Raw genomic sequence first — 15,179 nt, forward strand, 5'->3', positions numbered from 1 at the left:
CGATAGATTTCAAAAACTAAAAAATTTTAGGTCTCTGAAATTCATAAATCCGTTATCAGGCTTGTCCCAACCCTTTTCCCCGTCGTAAATGACTTGACGGGACTTCAAGCCCCCCTCAATTACTTTATCCAGGTAATTTAAATTCTTTACAAAATCACTATTGAATGCCGTCGCCGACTTTATCTCATATGCAGAAAGGCCTCCCTCATCAAGCAGCAGATCGATTTCGTGCTGCGACTTGTCCCTATAAAAATACGCAGGAGGTTCAAGCCCCTTGTTGTAGAAATTTTTTACAAACTCCATTATAACCAGATTTTCAAAAAGTGCACCCCGCAAGGGTGAGTTCGACACGTCGTTTTCGCTCTTCAATCCGAGCAAATAGCAGGCTAGGCCCACATCGCAGAAATAAAGCTTTGGACTCTTGACAAGCCGTTTCCCTATATTCCTGTAGAAGGGCGGCAAAAGGTAGACTATATAGGACGTTTCAAGTACGCTCAACCATCCCTGAATCGTCTTTACGGAAACACCCACTTCCGAAGCTAGGCTACTTGCGATAAATTCACTGCCAACCCGTGTTGCGCAAAGCCTAACGAATTTTCTGAACAGGTCCATATCCTTGATATTAATTATCTGCCGAACGTCTCGTTGTATATAGGTGCTAAAATAGCTGTCATAGACGGCGGAGACTGGGCGATTCTTGCCCCATATGGCGGGGTAAAAACCTTTATGAAGCAGTTCGTTCGTGCCGTGATTTACACCGATTTCTTTTAGGGATAGAGGCAACAACCGCAAAAAGGCTACACGCCCCGCGAGAGACTGGCTTATGTTTTCCATCATCAGCCAATTGCTGCTTCCTGAAATGACGTATCGCCTCGAATCATCTTCATCGGCAACAATTTGGAGTGCGGAAAAAATTTCGGGCAGCCGATGGACCTCGTCGATCACAAGTCCTTTACCATACTTCCTGAGAAAACCCTTGATATCCTGTTTTACAATATCGCGACTTTCCTCATCTTCCAGATTCATGTATTCGTATCCTGGAAATACCATTTTGCAAAGGGTTGTTTTCCCAGACTGGCGAGGTCCGGTCACGGACACGATTGGAAAATTGCGGTTGTACTCTATCAATTTTTCGCGAATTTCTCTTTGAAACATATATTTTTTTGTCCAGATTTTAAGTTGAACTTCAAATTTGTCCAAAATATAGAAAATTTGAAGTTTTTGACATTATGTCATCCGGACTCATCCTACGTGAAGTTGCAGGATGCTTATGTGGCTGAAAGCGGAATCTATGTTGGTAACTGGACAACGATTGGTTACAATATGCCCGGTAGCAACAATTTCACGTATGCGCAGGGTCAAACGACTGCTCAGACGGTCGCATTGGCCGGTCTGAGCGCTCAAACTGGTTGGACTGCAACCAATAAAGCTAAATTGAATGACTGCGCCGCAAATTCTGTATGGCAGATTACTATTGCAGAAGCAGACAACGGAAATGCATCGAAGGGATCTCCCATTGCTTATAACGCAACGACTCCGGCTGCAGGTAATAACGCCGGCGATTGCGCTGCTCTTACTCCAAACTTTACCAAAATCGGCCAGTAATAAGGCAAAATGTGCTTAAGGAGCCTTCCCATACGGGAAGGCTCCTTTTGAATATTTATGTCAACTAGCTATTACTTGCCAATCTTTTCGAAGTTCGGAGCCAACGCCAAGCATGTTGCCTGATTAAGAACCGTCGCCGTGAATTCAGCGTCACCAGCAGAATTAGTGTTTTCTTTTACCTTAACCTGCCAGTTGATCGCAGGATTGCAATCATTCAACTTTGCTAGATTCTTTGCATTCCATCCAATAATATCGCTGGCTCCCAGAGCAACAGTATTGTTTGCGAAAGTTTGAGATTCTGTATATTCCAAATTGGTTGTGTGGGATTTGCCGCCACCCGTGAGATCACTCTTGACATCTTCATCACCCGGGCCCTTGTAGCCAATGACACCCCAGTCACCGATAGCAACAGATTCGGAAATGTAAGCCTATTGCAACTTCACGTAAGCGGAAACAAAAATACAGCCACGCTATATTTATTTCGCAATTTTTATTATTTTTATTATTGCGAAATAACGAAATAGGCTTCCTAATGAAGTTAATCCAAAGAATCGAATACATAAATCGCTTGTTGTCTGTCGTCGGTACTCCAGACATCAAGGTTATTACGGGTATTCGCCGTAGTGGCAAGTCCAAACTAATGGACATGTTTATGGAGCGTTTAAAAAAAGAGAACCGTAAAGCAAACGTAATTCATGTGAATTTCAACGATCCTAAATCAGAGCCTTTAGCAGAATACCATGCGCTTTATGATTTTGTTCAAAAAAAATACAAACAAAATGTTCCGAATTTCGTTTTCATTGACGAAGTTCAGATGTGCAAAGGTTTTGAAAAAGCAATTAATGGCTTGCATGCAACAGAAAAATTTGACATATACATAACAGGATCAAATGCATTTCTTTTAAGCAGCGATCTTTCCACGTTATTCACCGGTCGAACCTTTGCTATAGAAATGTTCCCCTTCTCCTTCGTTGAGTTTATGCGGTATTATGAATTAACAGATATTCAGGGTGCACTTGACCGATATTTGAAGGGCGGCGGCATGGCCGGTTCCTACGTGTACAACAATTCAACGGATAAATATAAGTACATCAAGGACGTATTTGATACGCTTGTCTTAAGAGATATCGTAAAAAAATACAATATTCGGAATAAGGTTTTATTGGAACGGCTATGCGACTTTCTTTCTGACAATATATCCAATATAACATCCCTAAGAAGCATTTCAGATGCTTTGACTAGTAGCAAAGTTCCCGTTAATGACAAAACGATCGGTTCGTATGCGGGTTATCTGTGTAACGCGTTTGCATTCTATAAAGTTCGCAAGTACGACATTCGTGGGAAAAAGTACCTTGCGTCACAAGACAAGTATTATCTGGGAGATCATTCTTTTAAGTACGCTCGGCTTGGAACAAAAAATATGGACTATGGCAGGGCGTATGAAAACATAGTCGCCATAGAACTTCTTCGACGTGGTTATGAGATTTATGCAGGATTTCTTTATAAAAAGGAAATAGACTTTGTGGCCTTGAAAAAAGATGAAAAAATCTACATACAGGTTTCGGATGATATTAGCACAGAAAGTACTTTTGATCGTGAGGTATCGCCTCTTTTGAAAATCCACGACGCATATCCTAAAATGGTTATAGCCAGGACAAAACATGAACCTTATCAATACGAAGGTATTCGTATCGTGGATTTGGCGGAATGGTTGTCCAATCGTTCGATTCAATAGTCTTTAAAAGAGTCTCTTCCGGCTTGTATTTTATCATATAAATGAAAAAAGAGTCATCATCATCAGCTTTTAAAACAGAAAAGAGCTCTCCGTAGGAGAACTCTTTTTTGCAATTGTCTTTTGCTAGACGATTACTTACCGATGTTAGCAAAGGTCGGAGTCAAAGCCTGGCAACCTGCAGTCTTAGCTTCAGCTTTGAATGTCAAATCGGTGTTCGTAGAGTTCGGAGTAACGCTAACAGTCCAGTTTGCTCCAGAAAGGTTTACATTACCAGCAGTGACACTAGCCACAGCTGCGCATTCGTTCAATGCCTTCGGGTTTGCAGCCTGCCATGCAACCGTTGCACTGGAAACATTCGAGCTGTTTTTAAGACCAATTTCACCGATACCGTAGTAGAAGTTCGTCGTTGCGCCATCATTCGGAGCCGTGTAACCGATAAGCGTCCAACCGCCAACAGTAGAGGCTTCAGAATAGTAAGCCTGCTGCAACTTCACGTAAGTTTGAAGTGAAAATGTCGCGACAATATCAAGCTGAGAGGAATACAATCGTCATCAAACCATAGAGAATCCTATGCTTCGCCTTGAGCGAATTCATCCAATGATTTGGTATGTACCACAGGAAATTTAATTTGTCTCAATTCTGAGAAATGAGCATCGTCCGTCACAATGTAGTCCGCTTGGCAGGCAAATGCGCAGTCAACAAACTTATTGTCATCGGGATCTTTTTTGATTAGGTTTAGTTTGAAGAATGGGTCTTTGCGGATGACATTTTCTGAAAACTCAAGAACTTTAACGAACAAACTTGCGACTGCCGGAGACGCCCGCATTCCCAAAATTTCTTCATATTCATGCATAATTTCGTTGGACAAACACAGTACGTATTCCTCGTTCAAAAATTTTTCATAAAGGAAGTGATACTTGCTATGCCTCCCCAACATTTGCAAGATTGCGTTCGTGTCGATAACAATTTTTTTCCTGCTATCCACGATACGGAGTCCGCAGGTGTTCGGATTGCAATTCATCTAGACGGATTTGGTCCAAAGTGCCGTCCGTCCACAGGTGGTCGAGTTCCTTTTCCAACCGTTGGGCATAGAAATCCCTTAGCGTCTTCATCAAGGCGCAAAGTTCCTCTTCGCTGGACACATTCGCGAAGGATTTCAAGACCAGCATTTGTGCCGGGTTGATTTCTGTCAGTGTCATATCAACGGCCATATACATCCTCAGCAAGAATATACATTTTTTTTCAAAGAAAATGCAATTGCATTACACAAACACCACAACAAATCAATAATTCCCCCGTATACTACGTGAAGATGCAGGACGCGTATGTTGCAGAAAGCGGGACGTATGTCGGCAACTGGACGATGATTGGCTACAACATGCCGCAGAGCAACAACTTCAACTATACGGGAGCAATTCAAACCAATACGCTGGCTTTGGCTGGTCTTCAGGCAACCGAAGGCTGGAGTGCAACCAACAAAGCAAAGCTCAACGATTGCGCAGCCAATTCTAAGTGGAGCATTCAAGTCGAAGAAGCACAAACGGCAAATGCAGCCAAGGGATCTCCGATTTCCTATACGGCAGATACTCCGGCAGCTACAAATAGCTCCACGTCCGACTGTAGCCAGCTTACCCCGAACTTCACCTTTATCGGACAATAACCAAAACATTCAGCAAGGTTTCGTCTACAAAGTGTAGGCGGAATCCTTTTTTGTAGGTAATAAGCCCAAAAAAGAAAGAGGCCGTTTATGGTATGGTAAAAGTAAAAAACGACATTGCAAGCAAATCCCAAAGAAATCTAATCTACACTGGAACGATGGTTGCTGCATCTGTAGAGCTGGGCAAGAGACCTACTGTATTTGCCATCAAGGAAAAAGGGGAAAAATTGGCAGGCTTTCAATTTCGATGGGTTCGGTTTCCTGGAATCCCAAGTCAAGCCAAACTCCCATAACCAAAAGATGGACGGATTTGAAAGATTTCTTTGAAAACGATTAGGAATAGGCATCCCCATCTAGATGCTTTTTACACGATTACAAAAGTGTCGCTAGATCAAAATACATCTGTCGTGTCCTGAGAGGCTCTTCTTCTGGAATGCTGTTGCATATTTTTTCTTGATAAACGTCTCTGAATAGAAAAGAGAAATCGTTGTGATTGTTGGAATAAAAATGCAGAACATCCTCTCTATTGTAGGCGTCAACAACGATAAATCGGCATCCAGTTTTGTTGTGGTCGCTTAAAAACCAGGCCTTTATAAAGTCAATGATTTGCGATCCGAGTTTCTGATTCCTGTATTTTACGTTAACTCCAAGACGTCCGATTAAAACGGCGGGATAGTTTCTGCCTTGTTTGATCCAAGGAATGAGCTTTACCAGTCTACGCTTGGCGTTGTTTGGAAGTTCGGTAACCCGAATTGCGGAATTCGATAGAGTGAATGCTGCCGCAATATCGTTGTCCGTTGCCGATAAGAAACAATACGAACGTCCTAAAAGTTGGGCATCGTAGTTAAATGCATCCTCTCGAAAGAAATCGTTCAAATCTTTGTCGCCACAATCAAAACCAGAAACTCTTTCGGCAAGTTCCTTGTTATAACGACGAAAACGGAAGTCATTTTCTAAAATCAAATGAGACCGGCCTCTTTGAGAATCGCGTCAGCCTTTCGTATTTGTTCCGAAAAATTTTGACGACCTCGTACTTTAGTCGCACGTTCAGCGGCCAACGCAAACGCCAAGGCTTCTTGCCCCTTTAAAGTCGGAATAGGTCTAATTTCAAGTGCCATACCTACAATATAGAATTGATGAAATTAAAATACAAGCACAAAAGGTTGATTTACGCCATATCTGGACTCATCCTACGTGAAGTTGCAGGACGCGTATGTATCGGAATCCAATATGATTGGTGGTTGGAAAAAAATTGGATATGTCATGAATGCAACAACCAACTTTACATATGGGGGTGATACTGAGGACGGAACTGTTGCTGTCACCGACGGAAAAGAAGATGCATGGAACGCGACATCAAAAGTTGCGTTGAATGACTGCGCAATAGGCACAAAGTGGCAGTTGGATGTTGCAGGTGCTACTAATGGAAATAGTGTAACGTATACAGCAACTACACCTAATTGTGGGGAAGCTCTTACTCCGACCTTCAGTAAAATCGGCAAGTAAGGTCTAGTACGCATAACATTTCAAAGGGTCTCCATTTGGAGGCCCTTTTTGCACAATTGTAGCAACATAGTGACAAATGATTATTTCTTTAAAAATTCTTCTCTAATGAGTTCGTAAATATAATCGGGGCTTCGCGCCCGTAGGCCAGTTTCAGGATCGTTCAGAGCTTCAAATACTCTAGATTTATAGACAAATCCAAACGCGGATTCCATATCCATGGAAAAATCGTTCATTAACAATTGAACATTTTTTTCTACAATTCTAGAGACCAACGATTCTGATTGAGCTGTCGTCATTTCTTTACTCTCCGCAAAAAGGAAATCGCCCTTTTCGTCAAGAAACAGTACTGGCTATTCAAATTCTTATACTCAAGTTCCATAGCCAGCTCTTCTAAAGTTCTCAAACCCTCCTCATACAAGTTTAGTAAATAGGCCACGCCGTCATCTGCAATTGGTCCGATAACAATATCGTAATCATGAGTGAAGTTTGTGTACCTGCTACGGTTTTTATAAATAAACTCGGCCCATTCTACACAAACCTTATCAAAGCGCAAAACTCGTAAACCATTTGATTGAAGGACTGTTTCATCGAATTCATATTCTTGGACAACGGGTGCGCCTCCCCAAATGCGGCTTCGAGTTTTGGCGAGTTCACAAGCCTGCTGTCGAATGTCGGTTACATAAAAACCTTTGCCGAAATCTTTGTACAGTTTGGTTTTCTCTAGGTCAATTATAGTGAAATCGCAATTCGTTCCGTGATAAAGAATCATCCGATTGCGCCCCCGTTATTCTTGCAAACGGCAACCAAATCATTTAAGGTATCTTCCACCGGCAGAAGGTGCTCTGTAGAATAAGATTCGTCTAGAAATCGGATACCCTTAAATCGGCACAAGTAATCCGCCGCCCCCTGAAGCGGCAACTGGAATCGCTTAGCAAAAAGGCGAATGCACATGTTTACGTAAGGAATTTTGTACTTGTCCGTCATGTTTAGAATATAGATTATCGTTTTTGAAAAAACAAATATAAGTATGCCGAACAGAGTTCCTTTGCTTCTCTTTTTTTCATCCTACGTGAAGCCGTAACTACTAAAAAAGATTTTTTTCACCCTTGAATAAGCGAAATCTCCGTAAAGAATGACACGACGGACTTTTACAGGTTCATAGACAAGACACCGATTGTCGAGGAATTCCAGAAGATTGTTTTAACCTACACTCAGCCGAAGAAAGATGTCCTCGGAACTTTCTGACGAAGAAATTGCCGGGTTAGAGAAAGCGCTTAATCAGTTTTTTATATCCTACCTCCGCCCTGAATGTTCAGAGCATTCGCCAATTTCATTGGCAGGAGGCTTTATGCTTTTTTATGACACTGCGATACAATATTTAGAAAAAGAAAAAGAAAACCTGGCTCCACAAACACAGCGGACTTATTTCTGGAATCTAAAAAAAATCCAACATTTTGCTCCAAATCTCGACTGTACAGCCATCGATGAAGATTTAATTCGGAAAATCCGATCCCATTTACAAGATGTTGGCAACAAGCCGGCAACGATTAGCAAAGCCTTGTCGGTCCTGCGAATCTTTGTAAACAAGATGATCGTGGACAAATTGATTTCTGAAAACCCTTTCGAGCGAATCAAGATTGGACGAGTCTATTCGCATCGGGGATTCTTGACAATCCGTGAACTCAAAAGCTTGTACCTGAATTTCAGCGACAGGCAAAGTGTATTAACACCAAATGAGCGCAATATTATGCGAATTTTTTTGTTTAGCTGTTTTACGGGGCTTCGCTACACAGATTTGAAGACATTGGATGCTTCTGAAATTTTTGACTGGAAAATTCGCAAGCAGACACACAAAACAGGCGAACCCGTTTACATACCGATTCCCATCCAAGCTCGGTTATTGATGCCGGAAAAAATTAAGGCCGGACTCGTATTTCAAGTTCCTGACAACTGCACATTTAACAGAACTCTTCGTAAAGCGGCGAAAAAGCTTGGCTATTACAAACATATTCACTGTCATTTGGCTCGACATACTTTTGCGACTACATGCATCACACTCGGCATTCCGCTACCGGCGACAAGTAAACTCTTAGGGCATCGAAATCTGGACACCACGCTGATTTATGCAAAATTCGTGGACACATTTTTGGATAAAGAAATGCGAAAGTTCAATCAATTAAAATGATATTTGAAAAAAGAGTTCTCCATAGGAGAACTCTTTTTTCATCGTTAACTCTGCGAGTTGATTAGTTACCAATATTTTCGAAGTTAGGTGTGAGCGGCTTGCAGTTTGTTTGGTCGCTATACACCTTAGCATACGTAATGCCGTCGGTCTTGCCGGTAACGTTCATCGTCCAAGTGGAGTTAGCAGCGCAATCGTTAAGAGCGACTCTTGCGGTAGCAATCCATCCACCAGCCATTGTTGCTCCAGCAGTTGTTAACGCGACAGAAGCGCCACCAGCTGGAGTGGAAGAATAGGTGAAGTTTGTAGAAGAGAAGCTTGTCGTTGAGGCCTTAGTTCCCGGAGCTGTATAGCCGATAAGTTCCCAACCGCCAAGTTGATTAGATTCGGCAGCGTATGCATCCTGCAACTTCACGTAGGTTTACGCCTTCTTCCATGAAATCTAAAATTGACTAATTTAATACTGAATATTATATTAGTCGAAAAGTCAGTATTACACAAGAGGTTTTATGGATTATTTTAAGCGGACGCTCGAAAACGCGATCAGAAGGCTGGCCACATCCTTCCCGGTGGTCATGGTTACCGGTCCACGGCAGGTGGGCAAGACCACCTTGTTACGCAACTGCGACCCGAACAGGCGCTACGTATCGCTGGATCGCCTGGAACTGAGGGCGCTTGCCCAAGAAAACCCGGATCTTTTTCTCCAGCGTTTTCCACCCCCTGTATTCATTGACGAGGTGCATCATGCACCCCAGTTACTCCCTTATATCAAGGCGGTCGTAGACGAATCGCATGAGCGCGGCGCATTTTGGCTGAGTGGTTCCCAACAGTTTCGCCTGATGAAGGGCGTTTCCGAAAGCCTTGCCGGGCGTGTCGGCGTATTGCAACTGCAAGGTTTTTCGTTGAACGAAACCGCTGGCGCCCCCGATATAGAAAAGTTCGTACCGACTACGGAATGGATAGAAAAACGCGCTTCAGTAGTCGATGGCATGGAATACGGGAGCATATTCCACCGTATATGGCGTGGAAATTACCCTGCCCTTTATGAAAATCCGCTGATGGACTGGGAAGACTTCTATAGTTCCTACGTCCAGACCTATGTAGAACGGGATGTCCGCGAATTGATAAACATCGGCGACGAACTCGCTTTCACCAAGTTTATCTCCGCCATCGCTTCCAGGACGGGCCAACTCCTTAACTATTCCGATGTGGCAAAGGACATCGGGAAGAATGTGCCGACCGTACAGCGCTGGTTGTCGCTGTTAATTGCTTCGGGGCTTGTCTACTTGCTATACCCGTACGCACAAAGTATCGGAAACCGCATGACAAAGATGCCCAAGGTCTATTTTCTCGACACGGGCCTTGCCTGCTATTTGACACGGTGGACTTCGCCGGAAGTGCTTGAATCCGGTGCCAAGAGCGGGGAAATGCTGGAAACCTTCGTCGTTTCGGAACTTTTGAAAACCTACTGGCACAACGGTCGTCAACCGAACTTTAGCTTCTACCGGGACAAGGAAAAAAGGGAAATTGACCTGATTGTCGAGGATGCCGGGAAATTATGCCCGGTCGAAATAAAGCAAACGTCAAACCCGACACGAAGGGACATTCGCCACTTTGACATTCTTGAAGAAAATGGAATGGACGTCGGTTGTGGAGCCGTAATTTGCCTCGCAAAAACGCATTTGCCGTTAACGGATAAGGTCAATATATTGCCGTTAGCCTACTTGTAGAAAATCAGTCTATTACAGGCGATTTCAATCGTAAACCTACGTGAAGTTGCAACAGGCTTATATTTCTGAAGCTGTTGCTATCGGTAATTGGAGCGTTATTGGCTATAAGGGTCCGGGTGATAATGTTAACGCTACCGGAAATGGAGCCGCAACTTCTTCCACAAACAACTTCACCTATACTGACGCATCCGGCTGGGCCGACAATACAATCGCCCTTGCTACTGGAGCGATCGGTTTTTCTGCGTCTAACAAGGCTAAGTTGAATGATTGCGAGTCCGCAGCGAATTGGACGATTGATATTGCCGCGGGATCAGCTGCTGGTGAGGCAACCTTCACTCCGAGTACTCTTGATCAAACCTGCTTACAGCTCACTCCGAACTGGAATCAGATCGGCAAGTAATAGCTAGCAAAGTTTAGGATAAAAAAAGAGCCCTCTTTGGAGAGCTCTTTTTTATTGTGTTTTATTAGGCGATTACTTGCCGATTTTGTCGAAAGTCGGAGTAAGGGCTACGCAGCCAGTAGCACCAGCGCTAGCTGCAAACGAAATATCCGCAGAAGTTGTACCGGAAGCCTTGCTCAAAGTCACAGTCCAGTTCACAGCGCTTGAGCATTCGTTCAGAGCAACTTTGTTCTTTGCATTCCAGCCAACCTTGCCTGTAGAAAGGGCATCGGAACTCTGAGCGCCAATGGGAAGTTCTATACCGTATTCGAAATTCGTTGTAGTTCCGTTGTTCGGAGCCTGGTACCCGATCAACTGCCAACCTCCAGCCATATTGCTTTCGCTGAAGTAAGCCTGTTGCAACTTCACGTAGGTTCCAGCAGCCGGGCCGACTTCGGAAGCCTTAGACTTCGCGATCATGCCGAAGAGCTTAGGAACTGCGACAGCAGCGAGAATACCGATGATGACCACGACGACCATCAATTCAATAAGAGTAAAACCTTGTTTCTTCATAATTGAACTCCTTGTTTTAAAGGTTTTGTTGCTTTTGATCAACACGGATAATATATACGTTTTGTTTTAAAGAAGCAATAGTTTTGTCATCATCTTGTCATTTTTTAGTCACGCAAATGCAAAAACTTGCGAATTTCTTTAAAAATCGGCCATTTTAGCATTCCAAATTGGACTAAACTTTCATTTACAAGATCGAGAAATCGGCGAAATTTTGGGATTAAAAAGTCCAAAATTACGTTTATATGACAACATTTTCTGATTTTATCCCATAAATGGAGCCTTTCAATTGTCATGAAAACGTCATGTTGGCACGCAAAAGGCCCTTTCAAGAGAAAGAGCCTTTTCGGTTAATTTATTCACATTCTAAAGAGTTTTCAACTCTTCTTTCGAAAGATGAATTCGGGCCGCAATTTCATCTAACGGGACTCCACTCGCTTTGAGAAGTTTCGCAACATGTCGCTTTTCTTCTTGAAGGCGAGACTTTTCCGCTTGGACGCGGGTATTTTCTTCCTGTAGGCGAGACTTTTCCGCTTGGATGCGGGCGTTTTCTTCCTGTAGGCAAGACTTTTCCGCTTGAACGCGGGCATTTTCTTCTTGAATGCGAGCAGCTTCCTCTTGCATGCGGGTATTTTCTTCCTGTAGGCGAGACTTTTCCTTTTGGAGGCGAACGTCTTTTTCCTGCAAACGTGCGGATTCTTCCTGCAAACGTACGGACTCTTCCTGCAAACGTGCAGACTCTTTTTCGCGGTAGCTCTGTATCGCGTACGCATCCCACTTGGCTTTCTGTGCAGCGTCAATCATCTTCTGTTCCTCTTTACTGAATTTAGCTAATTCAGCGGTGCGGAACAAGAGCTCGAAAGAGGAGCCTGTATACTTCGAAGGCATCTTCCGAAGTTCCTTAATATGACAGAGAGCGTACAAGCATTTATCCAGATCTGTTTCAAGCTCTTCAAGCTTCTTTCTGAATTTCGGAAGTTCCACAAACACAAAGTTCAGCGTCTGTGAAATTCTCGCGCCATCCTTTTCCCGAAGCATCGCTTTTCGGAGATACTTGTCCTGTTCGTCAAATACGCTGAACTCCATAAACATCACCGTGATTACAGGATCTAAACTGTAGCTGTAACCGCGTCCTCGCTCCCCTTGCGAAACGACCGTCTGGGAAGCATAATAGATCGCACGGTTCACGATATTTTCTTGCGGAGCAATCTGCACTTCGATAATAAATTTTCGCTTTTTCGTGTCTACGCAGTGCAGGTCAAATATCGTCGTGCGGTTTTCGTTCGATCCTTCATTATGTTCCTTGTCGCGGGACTGTACGTCTTCAATCGGTTCGTCGATTTCGCCTTCGAGCAGCGCATTCAAAAGTTCAATCAGGCACACCTTATTTTGCGTATCGGGATTGAACGCCTTTTTAAAGGTCAGATCCAGCAGCAGGTCCGCATAAACGCCCGAGCCCCTGTAATCCTCGTAATTATCTGGAACATTCGTCGTCTTCATCTTTCTTCATCAACGGGAACGCCCCCGCAAAGCAGGCGAAGATTTCCCCACCTGTATTTAAAGACGCTCGAGAAGGCGATTCGTCTACTTAAAAAATGAAAAACTAAATTTTCCCTATGCAAGCGATTATCTTCGATCTGGACAACACACTCTATCCTTACACACCTTGCGACAACGCTGGCCGTGATGCGGTTTACTCTTACCTCTATCCGATTTGCCAAATACCGCGCAATGAGTTCGTAAAACTCTACGTTGAATGCGACATGGAAACAAAACGTTTGAATCCGCTGACCGCGGCGGGCCACAACCGCATTCTCTTTTACCATCACATGTGCGAAGTGCTGAACTTGCCAGGCGAGATTTACGACATCCCCATGTACAACGCCTACTGGGACGCCTACCTGAACGCGATGCAAATTTTTCCGGGTGCGTTTGAACTTTTGCAAAAGCTCAAAGCGAAAAAAATTCCTCTCGGTATCTGCTCCGATTTAACATTGCACATTCAGATTCGCAAACTTCAAAAACTTGGACTTGTGGGAATCTTCGACAAGATTACCGTGAGCGAAGAAGTAGGCGCAGACAAACCTGCCGCCATCATGTTCACAAGCATTGCGCAAAAGCTTGGCGCAGACCCCAAAGACTGTGTCATGATTGGGGATAATTACAAGCGCGATATTCTAGGAGCGAAATCCGTCGGGATGCAAACGATTCTCTATGGCAAAAAACACGAAGGTACGGCCTCCGCGCAAAATTTTACTGAACTCGCTCAAATGTTATAATCTGTTTGCTTCGCCCGCAATGGCATTCCGCTGTGTCATAACGAGCCGATGGCGTGGTTATCGCAAGGACTCGTCTACTGTCATTGCAAGGAACGAAGTGACGCGGCAATCATCTGATCGCCGGGACGACAATGACGGACTTGCCGCCAGCCTTCACATGTACGGTATAAGTGTATTCTTTCACGGCGCTGCCGTTGCTGTTCGTCGCAAGAACTTTAACCGTATGCGTCCCCGGTTTTGCAGGCACACGAGCCATCCGCACCTGATGTGGCAAGAAGAGCGCGACGCGCAAATCAGCCTGTTCCAGCTGGCCTGCGGCCACATCCGTTCCAATACTTGTCACCAGGTTCAAAAAGACGTTATCCGTTTCCATCGCCTTCTTTGCCTGCTGTGCGGCAATCGTGCGAGTAATGACGCGAACCGCGGTGCGGCCGAGCGTTGTTGCACGTTCCTGCTTCAAATTCTTCACAAGCTGCTGTGTGTTGTCTACATAGACTTCCGGCTTGTACGGCAAGCGCTTATCATCAATCCGAACTTCAAAGCCTTCTACAACGTGCGGCACATCCTTGCGTTCCGGAATTGCAATCGTCACCGAAAACGTCGTTCCACCGTGAGAGCCGACCGCTGTTGCCGGGAACGGAATCGTCAGTCCATCGACCTTGCCTGTTTGCGGATTCTTGCCCATTACATTCAAAACGCCACCGCGTACATAGGTTCCCGAAAGCATCCATTCACCGAGAATGGCGCTGTGGCCTGCATAACCGATAATTACGATTTCACCGTTACCCGTTTCTGCCGTCATCGGCACAATCATCGGGGCTTTCCCGTTCGCAAGTCCAATACTCTTTAGATCGTCGGCACGCCCTTCTTTTTCAAGCGTGTTCTTGATAAAGGCTTTCGCTTCTTCCGGAATCGGCATGCCTTCTTCTGCATAAGCCTTTGCCGTTTTGTAATAAGCAATCGCAGCGTTATCCCTTTCGCCTTCCATTTCATAAACAAGGCCGATCAGATAACGGAGATATCCGGCATCATTTGTTTTGTCGTTATCCTTCTGGTAAAGAGCCTGCAAGGCAATGTCCGAAGCTCTCGCTTCCACCAGGGCGCCGTCGATATCTTTCATCGCCAAATAGTTGACGATATTCATTTCGTAAAGCGCTAAAATTTCAAACGGGCGCGCGCGATACGGACGCACATTATCATTCGTAATCACCGAAGCCGCTTCATTCGTTACGGACTTCGTGTAGAGATCTTCATAAACCTGCTTCGCCTTTTCAAATTCCGCGGCACTCTTTTTGTAGTCGCCGTTGTAATGGTATAGCGTCGCTAAGTCAAAGTGATAAAGGAACAAGGTATTGTCGCCATAAAGATCCTCTTTTTCTCCCTGTACTTTGCTGATTGCCCCCGGGAAGCCATCCTTTTTGAGAGGTTCCAAAAGAGCTTCATATCGCACCATCGATTTATTGGAGCAGGCGATAAAAAGAAAGGAGCAAAGAACAAGCAAAAAAAACCGGATCTTCATGGTAACAGTTCCTAACT

At 44.3% G+C, this 15,179-nt stretch carries 23 protein-coding genes; 9 read left to right on the forward strand and 14 right to left on the reverse strand.

Translation table 11 applies throughout. The features are described 5' to 3' along the window. Positions 1–9 precede the first annotated feature (9 nt). Positions 10–1,155, reverse strand: a complete 1,146-nt coding sequence (locus BGX16_RS05520) for an ATP-binding protein (protein ID WP_157797888.1) — start codon at positions 1,153–1,155, stop codon at positions 10–12. Positions 1,156–1,251: 96 nt separating this feature from the next. On the opposite strand from BGX16_RS05520, the gene BGX16_RS05525 reads away from it, so the two are divergent. Further along, a complete protein-coding gene (locus BGX16_RS05525; protein WP_198514867.1) occupies positions 1,252–1,605 on the forward strand; it encodes a type II secretion system protein in 354 nt (117 codons plus the stop codon). Positions 1,606–1,676: 71 nt separating this feature from the next. On the opposite strand, the gene BGX16_RS05530 is transcribed toward BGX16_RS05525, so the two are convergent. After that, positions 1,677–1,916, reverse strand: coding sequence for a hypothetical protein (locus BGX16_RS05530; RefSeq protein ID WP_100425153.1), 240 nt, complete (start codon positions 1,914–1,916; stop codon positions 1,677–1,679). Positions 1,917–2,137: 221 nt separating this feature from the next. Between BGX16_RS05530 and BGX16_RS05535 the strand changes: the two genes are divergently transcribed. Beyond that, positions 2,138–3,340 carry an ATP-binding protein gene (locus BGX16_RS05535; protein WP_100425154.1) on the forward strand — a complete coding sequence of 401 codons (1,203 nt, stop codon included), beginning with the start codon at positions 2,138–2,140 and terminating at the stop codon, positions 3,338–3,340. Positions 3,341–3,471: 131 nt separating this feature from the next. Here the strand turns inward: BGX16_RS05535 and BGX16_RS05540 are convergent, their stop codons facing one another. From BGX16_RS05540 to BGX16_RS05550, 3 genes are all read right to left on the reverse strand, one after another. Beyond that, positions 3,472–3,834: a hypothetical protein gene (locus BGX16_RS05540; RefSeq protein WP_157797889.1), complete on the reverse strand. Its 363-nt coding sequence runs from the start codon at positions 3,832–3,834 to the stop codon at positions 3,472–3,474. 74 nt (positions 3,835–3,908) lie between these two features. Continuing rightward, positions 3,909–4,361: a putative toxin-antitoxin system toxin component, PIN family gene (locus BGX16_RS05545; RefSeq protein WP_100425156.1), complete on the reverse strand. Its 453-nt coding sequence runs from the start codon at positions 4,359–4,361 to the stop codon at positions 3,909–3,911. After that, the gene (locus tag BGX16_RS05550) at positions 4,318–4,539 is read right to left on the reverse strand and encodes a hypothetical protein (protein ID WP_157797891.1); all 222 of its coding nucleotides are present in this window, start codon (positions 4,537–4,539) and stop codon (positions 4,318–4,320) included. The genes BGX16_RS05545 and BGX16_RS05550 overlap by 44 nt, the downstream gene beginning before the upstream one ends. Before the next feature lie 113 nt (positions 4,540–4,652). On the opposite strand from BGX16_RS05550, the gene BGX16_RS05555 reads away from it, so the two are divergent. Both BGX16_RS05555 and BGX16_RS05560 read left to right on the forward strand, forming a co-directional pair. Beyond that, positions 4,653–5,000, forward strand: coding sequence for a hypothetical protein (locus BGX16_RS05555; RefSeq protein WP_100425158.1), 348 nt, complete (start codon positions 4,653–4,655; stop codon positions 4,998–5,000). A 92-nt stretch (positions 5,001–5,092) separates the two neighbouring features. After that, a complete protein-coding gene (locus tag BGX16_RS05560) occupies positions 5,093–5,290 on the forward strand; it encodes a hypothetical protein (RefSeq protein WP_100425159.1) in 198 nt (65 codons plus the stop codon). A 79-nt stretch (positions 5,291–5,369) separates the two neighbouring features. Here the strand turns inward: BGX16_RS05560 and BGX16_RS05565 are convergent, their stop codons facing one another. Both BGX16_RS05565 and BGX16_RS14550 read right to left on the reverse strand, forming a co-directional pair. Beyond that, the gene (locus tag BGX16_RS05565; RefSeq protein WP_198514868.1) at positions 5,370–5,960 is read right to left on the reverse strand and encodes an N-acetyltransferase; all 591 of its coding nucleotides are present in this window, start codon (positions 5,958–5,960) and stop codon (positions 5,370–5,372) included. Further along, a complete protein-coding gene (locus BGX16_RS14550) occupies positions 5,957–6,115 on the reverse strand; it encodes a hypothetical protein (protein ID WP_157797892.1) in 159 nt (52 codons plus the stop codon). Before BGX16_RS14550 ends, BGX16_RS05565 begins: the two co-directional genes overlap by 4 nt. A gap of 112 nt (positions 6,116–6,227) precedes the next feature. Between BGX16_RS14550 and BGX16_RS05570 the strand changes: the two genes are divergently transcribed. After that, positions 6,228–6,503, forward strand: coding sequence for a hypothetical protein (locus BGX16_RS05570; RefSeq protein WP_157797893.1), 276 nt, complete (start codon positions 6,228–6,230; stop codon positions 6,501–6,503). Positions 6,504–6,583: 80 nt separating this feature from the next. On the opposite strand, the gene BGX16_RS05575 is transcribed toward BGX16_RS05570, so the two are convergent. Genes BGX16_RS05575 through BGX16_RS15230 form a run of 3 tightly spaced genes read right to left on the reverse strand, consistent with a single transcriptional unit; the run spans position 6,584 to position 7,487 of the window. Beyond that, positions 6,584–6,799 (reverse strand): hypothetical protein, encoded by a 216-nt coding sequence (locus BGX16_RS05575; protein WP_073301625.1) that lies wholly within the window; start codon positions 6,797–6,799, stop codon positions 6,584–6,586. Next, complete coding sequence (locus BGX16_RS05580) at positions 6,796–7,272, reverse strand: DUF3990 domain-containing protein (protein ID WP_100425161.1); 477 nt, start codon at positions 7,270–7,272, stop codon at positions 6,796–6,798. Before BGX16_RS05580 ends, BGX16_RS05575 begins: the two co-directional genes overlap by 4 nt. Then, the gene (locus BGX16_RS15230; RefSeq protein ID WP_073301621.1) at positions 7,269–7,487 is read right to left on the reverse strand and encodes a DUF3791 domain-containing protein; all 219 of its coding nucleotides are present in this window, start codon (positions 7,485–7,487) and stop codon (positions 7,269–7,271) included. Before BGX16_RS15230 ends, BGX16_RS05580 begins: the two co-directional genes overlap by 4 nt. 241 nt (positions 7,488–7,728) lie before the next feature. Between BGX16_RS15230 and BGX16_RS05590 the strand changes: the two genes are divergently transcribed. After that, a complete protein-coding gene (locus tag BGX16_RS05590; protein WP_241899467.1) occupies positions 7,729–8,688 on the forward strand; it encodes a site-specific integrase in 960 nt (319 codons plus the stop codon). 61 nt (positions 8,689–8,749) lie between these two features. Here the strand turns inward: BGX16_RS05590 and BGX16_RS05595 are convergent, their stop codons facing one another. Continuing rightward, positions 8,750–9,100: a hypothetical protein gene (locus BGX16_RS05595; protein ID WP_100425162.1), complete on the reverse strand. Its 351-nt coding sequence runs from the start codon at positions 9,098–9,100 to the stop codon at positions 8,750–8,752. Between the two features lie 94 nt (positions 9,101–9,194). On the opposite strand from BGX16_RS05595, the gene BGX16_RS05600 reads away from it, so the two are divergent. Beyond that, positions 9,195–10,415 carry an ATP-binding protein gene (locus tag BGX16_RS05600; RefSeq protein ID WP_100425163.1) on the forward strand — a complete coding sequence of 407 codons (1,221 nt, stop codon included), beginning with the start codon at positions 9,195–9,197 and terminating at the stop codon, positions 10,413–10,415. 40 nt (positions 10,416–10,455) lie between these two features. Continuing rightward, positions 10,456–10,815 carry a hypothetical protein gene (locus tag BGX16_RS05605; protein WP_100425164.1) on the forward strand — a complete coding sequence of 120 codons (360 nt, stop codon included), beginning with the start codon at positions 10,456–10,458 and terminating at the stop codon, positions 10,813–10,815. Between the two features lie 72 nt (positions 10,816–10,887). Here the strand turns inward: BGX16_RS05605 and BGX16_RS15080 are convergent, their stop codons facing one another. After that, a complete protein-coding gene (locus BGX16_RS15080) occupies positions 10,888–11,367 on the reverse strand; it encodes a type IV pilin protein (protein WP_100425165.1) in 480 nt (159 codons plus the stop codon). 363 nt (positions 11,368–11,730) lie between these two features. Beyond that, the gene (locus BGX16_RS05615) at positions 11,731–12,864 is read right to left on the reverse strand and encodes an Rpn family recombination-promoting nuclease/putative transposase (RefSeq protein WP_100425166.1); all 1,134 of its coding nucleotides are present in this window, start codon (positions 12,862–12,864) and stop codon (positions 11,731–11,733) included. Between the two features lie 116 nt (positions 12,865–12,980). Between BGX16_RS05615 and BGX16_RS05620 the strand changes: the two genes are divergently transcribed. After that, the gene (locus BGX16_RS05620; RefSeq protein WP_100425167.1) at positions 12,981–13,643 is read left to right on the forward strand and encodes an HAD family hydrolase; all 663 of its coding nucleotides are present in this window, start codon (positions 12,981–12,983) and stop codon (positions 13,641–13,643) included. A gap of 109 nt (positions 13,644–13,752) precedes the next feature. On the opposite strand, the gene BGX16_RS05625 is transcribed toward BGX16_RS05620, so the two are convergent. Then, a complete protein-coding gene (locus tag BGX16_RS05625; protein ID WP_100425168.1) occupies positions 13,753–15,162 on the reverse strand; it encodes a COG3014 family protein in 1,410 nt (469 codons plus the stop codon). Positions 15,163–15,179: the final 17 nt, after the last annotated feature.

Origin of the sequence: Hallerella succinigenes (assembly GCF_002797675.1) — a bacterium.
GTDB lineage: Bacteria > Fibrobacterota > Fibrobacteria > Fibrobacterales > Fibrobacteraceae > Hallerella > Hallerella succinigenes.